The organism is Pedobacter mendelii, assembly GCF_014635725.1.
GTDB lineage: Bacteria > Bacteroidota > Bacteroidia > Sphingobacteriales > Sphingobacteriaceae > Pedobacter > Pedobacter mendelii.
Genome location: NZ_BMDJ01000010.1, coordinates 201,647 through 213,674, shown reverse-complemented (window position 1 = coordinate 213,674; position 12,028 = coordinate 201,647). Strand labels below are relative to the sequence as shown.

At 36.5% G+C, this 12,028-nt stretch carries 13 protein-coding genes and 4 tRNA genes; 11 read left to right on the top strand and 6 right to left on the bottom strand.

Translation table 11 applies throughout. The annotated features are described in order from the left end of the window. Position 1: 1 nt before the first annotated feature. The 8 genes from tssD to IEV50_RS16435 all read left to right on the top strand — a co-directional run bounded on the left by tssD (position 2) and on the right by IEV50_RS16435 (position 6,291). Complete coding sequence (gene tssD / locus IEV50_RS19790) at positions 2-127, top strand: type VI secretion system tube protein TssD (RefSeq protein ID WP_308785483.1); 126 nt, start codon at positions 2-4, stop codon at positions 125-127. A gap of 76 nt (positions 128-203) precedes the next feature. Then, a complete protein-coding gene (locus tag IEV50_RS16460; protein ID WP_188416400.1) occupies positions 204-515 on the top strand; it encodes a hypothetical protein in 312 nt (103 codons plus the stop codon). Continuing rightward, positions 512-1,240 carry a hypothetical protein gene (locus tag IEV50_RS16455; RefSeq protein ID WP_188416399.1) on the top strand — a complete coding sequence of 243 codons (729 nt, stop codon included), beginning with the start codon at positions 512-514 and terminating at the stop codon, positions 1,238-1,240. The genes IEV50_RS16460 and IEV50_RS16455 overlap by 4 nt, the downstream gene beginning before the upstream one ends. 138 nt (positions 1,241-1,378) lie before the next feature. Beyond that, the gene (locus tag IEV50_RS16450) at positions 1,379-3,217 is read left to right on the top strand and encodes a type VI secretion system Vgr family protein (RefSeq protein ID WP_188416398.1); all 1,839 of its coding nucleotides are present in this window, start codon (positions 1,379-1,381) and stop codon (positions 3,215-3,217) included. A gap of 12 nt (positions 3,218-3,229) precedes the next feature. Next, positions 3,230-4,819, top strand: coding sequence for a polymorphic toxin-type HINT domain-containing protein (locus IEV50_RS16445; protein ID WP_229746772.1), 1,590 nt, complete (start codon positions 3,230-3,232; stop codon positions 4,817-4,819). A gap of 4 nt (positions 4,820-4,823) precedes the next feature. After that, the gene (locus tag IEV50_RS16440; protein ID WP_188416397.1) at positions 4,824-5,243 is read left to right on the top strand and encodes a hypothetical protein; all 420 of its coding nucleotides are present in this window, start codon (positions 4,824-4,826) and stop codon (positions 5,241-5,243) included. A 118-nt stretch (positions 5,244-5,361) separates the two neighbouring features. Beyond that, the gene (locus tag IEV50_RS19785) at positions 5,362-5,493 is read left to right on the top strand and encodes a hypothetical protein (RefSeq protein ID WP_262890416.1); all 132 of its coding nucleotides are present in this window, start codon (positions 5,362-5,364) and stop codon (positions 5,491-5,493) included. 300 nt (positions 5,494-5,793) lie between these two features. Next, positions 5,794-6,291, top strand: a complete 498-nt coding sequence (locus IEV50_RS16435) for a tetratricopeptide repeat protein (protein ID WP_188416396.1) — start codon at positions 5,794-5,796, stop codon at positions 6,289-6,291. A gap of 369 nt (positions 6,292-6,660) precedes the next feature. Here the strand turns inward: IEV50_RS16435 and IEV50_RS16430 are convergent. The 4 genes from IEV50_RS16430 to IEV50_RS16415 all read right to left on the bottom strand — a co-directional run bounded on the left by IEV50_RS16430 (position 6,661) and on the right by IEV50_RS16415 (position 7,204). Then, positions 6,661-6,732: transfer RNA gene (locus tag IEV50_RS16430), tRNA-Glu, on the bottom strand. Positions 6,733-6,812: 80 nt separating this feature from the next. Continuing rightward, positions 6,813-6,888: transfer RNA gene (locus IEV50_RS16425), tRNA-Met, on the bottom strand. 89 nt (positions 6,889-6,977) lie between these two features. After that, positions 6,978-7,049, bottom strand: a tRNA-Glu gene (locus tag IEV50_RS16420). 82 nt (positions 7,050-7,131) lie between these two features. Next, positions 7,132-7,204 (bottom strand) — tRNA-Met (locus IEV50_RS16415). A 114-nt stretch (positions 7,205-7,318) separates the two neighbouring features. Here IEV50_RS16415 and era point away from each other — a divergent pair. From era to IEV50_RS16400, 3 genes are all read left to right on the top strand, one after another. Then, positions 7,319-8,215 (top strand): GTPase Era, encoded by an 897-nt coding sequence (gene era / locus IEV50_RS16410; RefSeq protein ID WP_188416395.1) that lies wholly within the window; start codon positions 7,319-7,321, stop codon positions 8,213-8,215. A gap of 131 nt (positions 8,216-8,346) precedes the next feature. Next, positions 8,347-9,648, top strand: a complete 1,302-nt coding sequence (gene der, locus IEV50_RS16405) for a ribosome biogenesis GTPase Der (RefSeq protein WP_188416394.1) — start codon at positions 8,347-8,349, stop codon at positions 9,646-9,648. Positions 9,649-10,016: 368 nt separating this feature from the next. After that, complete coding sequence (locus IEV50_RS16400) at positions 10,017-10,526, top strand: GNAT family N-acetyltransferase (protein WP_229746771.1); 510 nt, start codon at positions 10,017-10,019, stop codon at positions 10,524-10,526. Here the strand turns inward: IEV50_RS16400 and IEV50_RS16395 are convergent. Together IEV50_RS16395 and IEV50_RS16390 are read right to left on the bottom strand one after the other, a co-directional pair. Next, positions 10,523-10,960: a GNAT family N-acetyltransferase gene (locus IEV50_RS16395; protein WP_229746770.1), complete on the bottom strand. Its 438-nt coding sequence runs from the start codon at positions 10,958-10,960 to the stop codon at positions 10,523-10,525. The genes IEV50_RS16400 and IEV50_RS16395 overlap by 4 nt on opposite strands. Before the next feature lie 228 nt (positions 10,961-11,188). Next, positions 11,189-11,959, bottom strand: a complete 771-nt coding sequence (locus tag IEV50_RS16390) for a succinate dehydrogenase/fumarate reductase iron-sulfur subunit (protein WP_188416392.1) — start codon at positions 11,957-11,959, stop codon at positions 11,189-11,191. Positions 11,960-12,028: the final 69 nt, after the last annotated feature.

Here is a 12,028-nt window from a genome sequence, read left to right as displayed (position 1 = left end):
CATCATTCAATATAACGAGGGTATTGCGGTAAACGACAATACACCAATGACATTAAGTTTTGTGGTATCTGCTCGTAAGCTAAAGCTCGGCAACGCAGAACACGAAAATGATTGGCCAAAGGCTTAATTATTCCATTTGTTATTAGTTGCTGGCTGCAAAGCTGGCACTAATAACTTTTTTAGAGTAATATAATGAGCTAATTATGGCTACCGATTTAAAATACATTAAGCTGTTTAATTCTTGCACAATTTCTCAAGTAAAATCTGTTGAGATTAGCCAGATTGTTGACGATAAAATCTTAAATAACAAATCGAGATATACCGCAGTTAAGAATAAATTATTAAACTTAACGGAATACAATTTTCGCAGTATTTGCTTTGTAACCGAGCCTGATGATTTTTTCCTTAAAAGAAATCCGAAAATCGGGAACAGTTTTTTTAGCAGAACATTTTTAGATAATAGTGTTTTCTCTGAAAGTAGTGGGATTAATCAATATACCAAGGCAATAGTATGAAAATAGCAGGCATTTTATTTTTTTCTCTGGTATTTCTATTTTTTTCATACAGTTCAAAACATGAAGATGAAAGACAAAGTAAAGCATATAAGGCTGATTCTCTTATACAAGATAATAAAAGCATTGGGCCCACTGAAACAGATTCACTTGAAAAATTAGCGGCTAAAATGCTTGCCTCAAGAGAAAGTTATCTTAATGATGGGAATACCGAAGCTGAAGAAATTTTTATTAAAGGACTCATCAGTGCGCTCGAAAAGCCTAATGCTTTTGAAAATGATTTTGCCAGGTTAAAAGCATATAAGATTAATATATTAATTGCCGATGATAAAAAGCTTAAGGTATTTTACTGGCTTTCGCCCTACTCGGGCTCTATGTGGCATGTGCAGAACATTGTTCAGTATAAAAAAGAAAATAATGTACTTACCGCAATCTCATTTAACAATCTTTATAAAGATAAAGACGATGAAGGGAGCCCAACTCCATTTTTTGAACATATATACAGTTTAAATACTGCTCCTCAAAAAACATATCTCTTTACGGGGTATGGCCAAATGAGCGGAACGGAACCCTATAGCGTAAGCCATACATTAGTAATCAATCATCCAGAATTTAGCATTGAGAAGCCATTGTTTAAACTGGGTAAAGCCGTTAAAAATCAATTGTTTGCTTCTACCGATCTTAAAGAAGGTGATTATAAAGAGAAGTTGCGGCCCAATTGGCCATGAAATATAATCCTAAAGATAAAACCATCAACTATCCCGAGGTTAACGAAACAAAAACGAATCTGTTTCTAATGGAAAAAGAAACGTTTTAACCTTTCGTGATGGAATGTTCAGGTAGTCATAAACTATTATTGAGTTGATATGGAAAAGAAATTAATAACCGAAATTAACATCGAAGATAAGGCCATAACGCATTTTGCTTCATTCAATCTGCAGCAACAATTTAATGATCATCATTATTTCGAATTGCGGTTTAATCATGATCAAATGGGTGCACCAGGAATGATCAGCTTAAATGATAGTCGTGATTTTGTAGGCAAAACCCTTTCCGCTTCATTTGGCTATGATTTGAGTAACTTACAAGAGTTTGCCGGTTTGGTAACTAAGGTAGAATTGGCTCAGAGCCATGGCTATCATGGCGTTTTGATTGTGAGCGGCTACAGCCCAACCATTCTAATCGATCGTGGTCCTGATTTGGGCTCTTATTTAAATAAAGATTTAAATGCAATTGTAGGTCTTGCAACTTCAGATGTTCCACAAAACGACCTTAAAATTGTAGCAAAAGCTTCCAGAAAAGCAACCATTGATTATTTAATACAATATAGAGAAAGTGATTTTGATTTTCTTAATCGTCTATCAGGAGAGTACCACGAGTGGTTTTTTTATGATGGTAAGCAGTTGAATTTTGGTAAACCAGATGAGCAGAAGGAAATAGCCCTTTTTTATGGTCGTGACGTACAAAACCTACAATATGCCATGGAAATTGCGCCTATAAAAAACAAACGCTTTGCTTATAACCCAAAACAGGATGAGATGCTGCACAGTGAAAGTGCTGCTACAGCGAACGGTTCTCCAGATTTGGATCACGCTATCCAGGCTTCCAATACAACATATAGTAAAATATATAATCAGCCCTCATTAATTCGGGTTGATAATAGTATCGATATTAAAAGGCATGTAGATAATGAAGAAAAGGCAAATATTAGTGAACTATTAAAAGTTACAGCTAGTGGCGATAATGCATCGCTTGGAGTAGCTAGTATTGCCGAAATTACCATGAGCATCAGAAAAGAACTCTCTTTTGATACCGAAAGTTTAGGCAAATTTTTAATCACCAATATTAACCATAATATAGATGGCACAGGAAAATACTACAATACCTTCGAAGGTATTGTGGCTACAACCGAACGTATTTTAGTTAAAAATTTTACTAAGCCAAGCCCTGATATGCAACTGGCGGATGTGGTAGATAATGCAGATCCGAAAGGGCAAGGTCGTGTTAAAGTGAAATTTAAGTGGGAATGTTTAACTAATGATGTAACAGAATGGCTGCGGGTAATTACACCCGATGCCGGAAGCAGCGATAAGGTAAGTAAAAACAGAGGCTTTTCTTTTGTTCCCGAAGCTGGCGACCAGGTGGTTATTGCTTTTGAAGAAGGGAATGTGGCCCGACCGATTGTATTAGGTAGTGTCTTTCATGGCAAATCGGGTTCGGGTGGTGGCGATACCAACAAAACCAAATCATTAACTACTAGAAGTGGAAATACCATCATCATGAACGATAGCGATGGTAGTATTAATGTTAAAGATCCAAGCGGTAATGTAATTACCATGCATGGCAATGGGCAGGTTACGCTAACTGCGCCTAATTCATTTACCATTAATACCAAAGATTTTATTGTAAACGCAAGCAATAGTATTGCGATTAACGCACAACCGGGCGAGCAAGGAGGTGGCGAAGGAACAATAGCCATAAGTGCAAAGAAAACAATTGCAGCAACAGCTGATACAGAGGGTATTACCATTGACGCAACCACTATGGGCGTTGCAATTACAGGTAAAACCGATGTAAGCCTGAGTAGTAGCGATGCTTCGGCAAGTGTACTGGCAGGAACTGAAAATATTACCACTGGAACAGATATTGTTGTGGTTGGTGGTTCTACCATCCGAATGAGTTCAGCAGATACCGATATCACTTAATTTGTATCTTTTATGGAAGAGTTAGAGTATATCACCGCCAAAGCCATGATCCAGTGCACCGAAGGAAGTGTACCAGGATTGTTTACGCCTACTTATAACGCAACCACAAAAATCAACAGTTGCCTGGTTTCTACTAAAATTGATAAAATTTCGATAACCAATATCCCGACTTTTATCGTTTGTAAAAAAACACAAAAACCATGTGTGCCTTCGAGTACGGAGTGGCAGGACACTTATCCGGTAAAAATTAAAGGTGCCCAAACACTAATAGGAAAAAGCTGCATGAATTGTGGTGTTGGTGGCAAAATTGAGTTTTTAACCAGCGGACAAATCCCTTTATCACCTGAAGAAGAAGACGAGTTAAATGGCATGCGTGATGATGCTCAAAAAGCATACGATAAAGAGCAGGAAGAGAAAAATAAACCCTGGTGGAAAAAAGCCGGAGAATTTGTTGTGGATTGTGTTCCAATAGTTGGACCAATTGTAAGTTTGGTTAAAAATGTTAGTGAGGGGAATTGGGGAATGGCATTATTGGATGTTGGTTTCCTTGCCTTAGATGTTGTTGGTGTTGCTGGTGCCCCATTTACCGGTGGTGCTTCGCTTGCAGGCAGTACGGTTGCTAAGGTTGGCATTAAACAAGCTGTAAAAGCTGGTGCAAAACAAGTTGCCAAAAAACTAAGCAAAGAAGCCCTTGAAGCTGCAGCTAAACAAGCAGCCAAACAGATAGAAAAGCTAAGCTTAAAAAGTTTAACAAGAGGTAAGCTTTGTGTTTTCGCTTGTTTTCCTGCAGGTACGCCCGTAGCTGTTAAAGACGATTTAAAAAATATAGAAGACATTAAACCGGAAGAGGAAATTTGGGCCTGGAGCGAGAATACAGGCGAATACGCATTAAAAAAGGTTTCTAGGATTATCGAAAGTGAAACAGATGTACTGGTTAGGCTTAACATTGGCGGGGAAATAATTGATACCACACCAACGCACCCTTTTTACAGCGACGGGGAGTGGGTAGATGCTGGTGCACTTGAAGCCGGAGATAAAGTGATGTTGTTTAGCAATAAGGAAGAGACGGTCATTAATGTAGATTATGTTATCGAAAACAGTAATTCTGAGACTTCAATAAGTAGTAAAAAGACAAAAGTTTATAACTTTGAAGTAGAAGACTTTGAGACTTTCCACGTAGGCAACATTAAAGTGTTGGTGCATAATGGTGCGAAAGGCATGTGCATTAAAGAAACTATAAAAAAAGTTAGTAAAAGGCTTCAATATTTGGGTCGTACTCCTGGCAAAAATTCTAAAACCGGACGTGAGGTTTTTGAAAGAATGAAAAGTGAAGTACCTCCTACGGCAAGAGAATTGCCTAATGGGCAAAAAATATTTAAAGATTCTAAAGGCGATTGGCATGACATTAGCAAAGCAGATATGGCTCATCAAACTGATGCGGTAAGTTGGTGGAACAAAACTGGGAGAAATTATGGCGCTAAATCTAAAGAGGTAAGAGATTGGATGCTTAATTCTAAAAATTACAAATTGGATCATTATTCTATTAACCGATCCCAAGGTGCTCAAATTGGAGAAACTTATTTAAACCCATTAAAAAAATAAAATTATGATTGAAGAAAAAATATTTGAAATATTGAATCTTGCAGATGGATATCAAAAAATGGATAATTCATCTAAGAAAATGTCATTAGAGTTCATGGAGAAAGAATGGGATAATCTTCCAGATGAAAAATATATCACATCCGAAACTAGTATTATTGCGCTGATGATGATTAATGAATATATGTATTTTAAAGATTTCGAAAAGGCAAAAAAATGGGCAGATATTTTATCAAAAAATAGAAAAGGGTCAAATACAGGAGGTAATGAGATGATACTTGGTAAAATATATTTTGAAGAAGGAAATTTTGAAACCGCCAAGCACTATTTTAATGATGCTTATGAAAAGTCTAAAGGGAGGGAGTTTCAAGACGAAGACCCAAAATACCTTGATTTTTACCGCAATCCTGAAAAATACATGAAATAGCTACCATGAAATTACCAGATTAAATGTGCGTAAAGATTACTACGTTTTCAGAGAGAAGAAATGTCAAATGGGTAGAAAAGTACATCTTCCTCCTTTATAATCTAATTATACAATGAACATGGATGTAAACGAAAAAATTTTTGAACTATTTGACCATATTGATCAATATGCTCTTGAAAACGATACAGTCCTATTAAAGGAGCTAACACATTTAGATAATGAGTGGGACAAACTTCCCGAAGATAACTGATAGAACCCTTTTAGCCATATCTATGATGGATGTAAGTTAAAAATTTTGACCTAGCCACAAAGTGGAAATATATCTATTTATATAAAGAAACACACCAAGAGATGATTGATCTATATCTTGGTGAGCTTGCTTTTTTGAAGAAAAAGATGAGGATGCTTTTGAAAAATTCAAGAATGCAGATAAATTAAGCAATGGTAGTGTATTGAAAGAGCCTCCTGAATTTTTAGATTTGTTAAAAACCCAGATAAATATATTAAATAAGAGACCAATTGAAAAAAAATCACCTCTTAAATCAATATTATGGAATTACCAGACGAAATATACGATAAGATTACTACCCTTTCAGAAAGAGGAGATGATTACGCAGAAAAGGAGCAATTCACATCCGCTATAAACCAGTACAATGAGGCTTTAGATTTGTTACCTGAACCTAAAACTGACTGGGAAGCTGCCACGTGGTTATATGTTGCGCTGGGTGATGCTCTGTTCAACAAACAAAAGTTAAATGAAGCAATGGATGCCTATCAAAAAGCATTAATGAGCCCCGATGGAACGGGTAATCCATATATCTGGTTTTCTATCGGTCAGGTTTATTTCGAAGAAGACAATCTAGACAAAGCCAAGTCTAACTTTATGAGTGCTTATATGTTGGATGGAGATGAAATATTTAAAGATCAAAACCCTGCCTATTATCAACTCATCAAAGAAGAAGCGGAGAAAGGGTTAACTTCAAATACCCATATTCAAACAGATCAACCCCAGAAAGGGTGGCTACCACCAGATTGGAATAAAAATTAACAAAAAAGCAACCAAGGTTGCTTTTTTGTTAGAGGTTATAAGTGCACATAAAATTAGAAATAAGTAAAGTTGAAGTTTGATAGATAATTATACATTGTAAGAATTACGTCCCTGAAGATCCGGCGCTAACATGCCATATCCGTGGTGGTAGATGTGATTTAATCAGGTAAAAGAATCAAATAATATCAGAAATAGAAAGCAGTATAAAAACGAACAATCACCAAAAATAATTATAAGGAATACATCACTTGATTTACCATATTCAAAGACAGATCGTTTTGAAACACAATCAAACAGGTTTTCGATGTCAAAAAAAACCTGCAAATGTTTGATTTACAGGTTTTTGTAATCATTTGATGTTGATGTTTGTAGCCCGCAGGGGAATCGAACCCCTATTTCCAGAATGAAAATCTGGCGTCCTAACCGGTAGACGAGCGGGCCATTTTGATACACGAATTACAATTTTGGACTTACGATTTACAAGTAATCTAAATTCGTCAATCTACAATCGTATTTCAATTTGGTAGCGGGGACACGACTCGAACGTGCGACCTTCGGGTTATGAGCCCGACGAGCTACCAACTGCTCCACCCCGCATTATGTTGTATTTTTAGGGAATACCAACCCTCACTGTTTACAGTACTGAAACTGATTATAAACCTGCCAAACTTAATAAAGGCGGTTCGTAGCCCGTAGGGGAATCGAACCCCTGTTTCCAGAATGAAAATCTGGCGTCCTCACCCCTAGACGAACGGGCCATTTTGATTTACGATTTACAATTTTGTATTTACGATTTATATGCAATCTAAATTCGTAAATCTACAATCGTAATTCAATTTGTAGCGGGGACACGACTCGAACGTGCGACCTTCGGGTTATGAGCCCGACGAGCTACCAACTGCTCCACCCCGCACTCTATACAACTCGTTTTTTCTATTGAATTAAATCCTTAACTCTATTTCCGAATTGGAATGCAAAGATATAATTCGTTTCTTTGTGCTGCAAATTTTTTTTAATAAATATTTTAATGACGCATAAAGCAGGTTTTGTTAGTATAATAGGCAAGCCAAATGTTGGTAAATCAACACTCATGAATGTGCTTGTGGGCGAGCGACTTAGCATCATTACGCCTAAAGCTCAAACCACCAGACACCGCATTTTAGGCATTGTAAATGAAGATGATTATCAGATAGTTTTCTCTGATACACCAGGTATAATTAAGCCAAAATATAGTTTGCAAGAGAGTATGATGAGCTTTGTTAACGGATCTTTAACCGATGCAGACGTACTTTTGTTCGTAACCGACATTAACGAAGCCCATGATGAAGAGGATGTTTTGGAGAAAATCATTAACAGAAACATCCCAACAATTGTACTGATAAACAAGATCGATAAAGCTTTGCAAGAACAGGTTGATGAGAAGATTGCTTACTGGCAGGAAAAGCTAAACCCCGTTTCTATTTATGCAATTTCTGCTTTGCACAAACATAATGTAGACGGATTATTAGAAAGAGTTTTAGAAATGCTGCCTGAACATCCACCATATTATGATAAAGAAGAATATACAGATCGCTCAGAACGTTTCTTCGTTTCTGAAATTATCCGCGAAAAAATCTTCCTTAATTATCAAAAAGAAATTCCTTATAGCACAGAAGTTATTGTTAAAAGCTTTAAGGAAGAAGAAATGAAAAATGGAAAAGGTTCCATGATAAGAATTACTGCCGAAATTGTAGTTGAAAGAGATTCTCAAAAAAATATCCTTATCGGTACAGCAGGCAGCATGCTAAAAAAAGTTGGTACCGAAGCCCGCATAGAAATTGAGAAATTTTTGGATAATAAAGTTTTTCTGGAAATGTTTGTAAAGGTAATTCCAGACTGGAGAAGTAAAAAGAACTACCTAAAAAGCTTTGGTTACGATAATTAACCGTACCTTTGCAGCCCGAAATAAATCGGTTAGTAGTTGATAGTCAATGGCTGATAGCCAAATAGTTTAAGCAGCTTGCCTAAACATCCCGACCATTAACTATAAGCCATTAACTATCAATAAACAATACCATGAGTAACATTATAGCCATCGTAGGCAGGCCGAACGTAGGCAAAAGCACACTTTTTAACAGATTAACGGAAAGCCGTAAAGCTATTGTAGATGATATTAGCGGTGTAACCCGCGACAGGCATTATGGTACTGCCGAATGGACAGACAGACAATTTACTGTGATTGATACAGGTGGTTATGTTGCAAATTCTGAAGATGTTTATGAAGTAGCCATCCGCGAACAGGTTATAATTGCTATTGAAGAAGCAAGCGTGCTTATTTTTATGGTTGATGTAACCACTGGCATAACAGATTTAGACGACGACATAGCGCAAGTACTACGTCGTAGCAATAAGCCCGTTTTTGTAACAGCCAACAAAGTTGATAATACTGCTTTACATAGCGAAATAAGCACTTTTTATGGGTTCGGTTTAGGAGAAGTTTTTCCGCTATCGTCAATGACGGGTTCTGGAACAGGAGAGTTATTAGATGAAATAGTAAAGCATTTTGAAGATATCCCTGAAGAGGAAAACCAGTTGCCAAAAATTACCATTGCTGGTCGCCCAAATGTTGGTAAATCATCTCTAGTAAATGCTTTAGTTGGCAAAGAACGCAATATTGTTACGGCAAATGCAGGTACAACCCGCGATTCAATTAAAATTCATTACAACCAATTTGGTCATGAATTTATGCTGATTGATACTGCGGGTTTGCGTAAGAAAACAAAGGTAAAAGAAAACCTGGAGTTTTATTCTGTAATGCGTACCATTAAGGCTATAGAAGAGGCTGATGTTGTTATCTTAATGATTGATGCTGTCGAAGGTATTGAAAGCCAGGATATTAATATTTTCCACCTTGCAGAGAAAAATAAAAAAGGCATTGTTATTTTGGTTAATAAGTGGGATTTGGTTGAGAAAAACACTCAAACTATGAAAGCATTTGAAGAAGAAATACACGAACGCATTCGCCCATTTACCGATGTGCCAATTGTATTTACTTCCGTATTAAACAAACAACGTATTTTTAAAGCAATTGAAGTAGGTTTAGAAGTTTATAAAAACCGAGGTAAAAAAGTGCCTACATCGAAATTAAATGATGTAATGTTACCTTTGATTGAAAAATTCCCGCCTCCGGCATTAAAAGGCAAGCACATTAAAATTAAATACATTACCCAAATTAATGCGACTTCACCAATGTTTGCCTTTTTCTGCAATTTGCCGCAGTACATTAAAGATCCGTATAAACGTTTTATTGAGAATAAATTAAGAGAAAATTTTGATTTTTCAGGAGCCCCAATCCAGATTTATTTCAGACAGAAATAAGTTAAAGCTGAAGGACTAAAAGTCAAAGCAAAATTTAGGCGTAAAAATAATTAGAGCAGGGCTGCATTCCATAAGGAAATGCAGCCCTGCTTTTTTTGTTAAGTTATTTGCATGGCACGAAGGATCCCCACCTTCTGACGGAAGGTTTTTCCTTGCTCTTATAGAACTTTTACCTGCCAATGATAACATTCCAATAATCACCGAAATTAAACACCATCAACAAACGGTCTTCACCCTGAATTTATTTCAGGGTCTTAATAATAAGGCGGCATAGTATTTAAGATGCTAAACTAAATTCAGCATGACGAGCGCAAAACCTGAGGTGCGTAGGTCCAAATAATTCAACGCTGAATTCTTATATTCGCGGCATGCAAATCCAGGTTTTAAACAGTCAGCATTCAGATTTAGATACCATATTTCAATTTTACGATATGGCGGTAGAGCATCAGAAAAAAGTTTTCAATAAACACTGGCAGGGTTTCAATAAGGAATTAATCGAAACTGAAATTACAGATAGCAGGCAATATAAAATACTTGTTGATGATGAAGTTGCTTGCATTTTTGCTATAACTTTTGATGATAAATTGATTTGGGGCAATAGAGATAAAGATTCCATTTACATCCATCGGATTGTAACACATCCTGAGTTTCGTGGTTATTCTTTTGTAAAAGAGATTATCAAATGGGCAAAAGTATTTGCTGCTAAAAACGGCATAAAATTCATCAGGATGGACACTTGGGCTGATAATGATAAACTTTTAGAATATTATACAAGTTGCGGGTTTGATTATGTTGGCGTTGTAACAATGGAGCAAACTGAAGGCTTACCAAAACATTATGAAGGCATCAGTTTAAGTCTTTTTGAGATTAAAGTCTAAGTGCTTCGTCTAACCTTCAATTTCCAGTTAAACATTCCTTCACCTTTGGCAACTTTTACAAAAGTATTCTTATCTAATATGGAATAAGATGCTAAGTTACCAATTGCAATAGATACCGAAATGGTTTTAACTTCGGGTTGGTCGATTGCCCATTTTACGATTCTGCCAACGGCCTCTGTCAGGTAACCTTTTCCCTTAAAACCTTCATAAGTCCCATAACCGATTTTGATCTCTCCATTGGCTTCAGGTTCACCGGTAAAACATAAATCGCCAATTATTTTATTTTCTATTTTTGATATTAATGTCCAAAGTGTGTTGAACAAATAATTTTTATTTAGATTGAAAACTTTGGGTAAAATGGATTGTTCTAAAGCTTCTTTAAGTTCAGTGGAGATGATATTAGCTGAAGCTTCTAATCTTAATTCCTCTTCCAAAGAATTATCATTCTCAATGCTTTTTACGAGTTGATTGTGAGGCTAAGGTTGCAGAATTAATCTTTCTGTTTCTAACGTACGCTGTTGGCATGAAGTCGAAGCGAACATAGGTTTTTCATTTAATTTCTAACAAATCATGTCTTATCTATCCAAAATTATATTCATAAAAAAAGCCTCAACAAGTTGAGGCTTAAGAATTCTGATTTACATCAGAATGCACAGTATAATTTAAACCGTTTCTTCCGAAGCGAATTTTGCTGAAGCGAAATCGCGATTCATGCGTGCAATATTTTCTAAAGAAATGCCTTTAGGACATTCGGCTTCACAAGCTCCTGTATTTGTACAGTTTCCAAAACCTTCTGCATCCATCTGTGCAACCATACTTTGTACACGACGGTAACGCTCTGGCTGACCTTGAGGTAATAAAGCTAACTGAGATATTTTCGCCGAAACAAAAAGCATTGCAGAAGCATTTTTACAAGTTGCCACACAAGCACCGCAACCAATACAGGCAGCAGCTTCAAAAGCAGCATCAGCTTGCATTTTAGGAATAGGTAAACTGTTTGCATCTTGTGCATTACCAGTGTTTACCGAAATAAAACCACCAGCGGCAATAACTCTATCGAATGCAGAACGATCAACAGTTAAATCTTTAACTACCGGAAATGCCGCAGCTCTCCAAGGTTCAACAACAATGGTATCGCCATCTTTGAAAGAACGCATGTGCAACTGGCAAGTGGTAACCAAATCTTTTGGTCCGTGCGGACGGCCATTTATAAACATTGAGCACATTCCGCAAATACCTTCACGACAATCATGATCAAATACAACCGGTTCTTCACCTTTATTGATGAGTTGCTCGTTTAATACATCGAACATCTCTAAAAAAGACATATCTGGTGAAATTTCGGCCAATTTATAATCAACCAAAGCACCTGCGGTTTTGTTATTTTTTTGACGCCAAACTTTTAGCGTTAAATTCATATTTCCTGTACTCATGATATTGAGATTTTAGGCATCAACCACTAGAATCAAGTAGTGAGTATCAAATATCAAGACAGTTTGCAA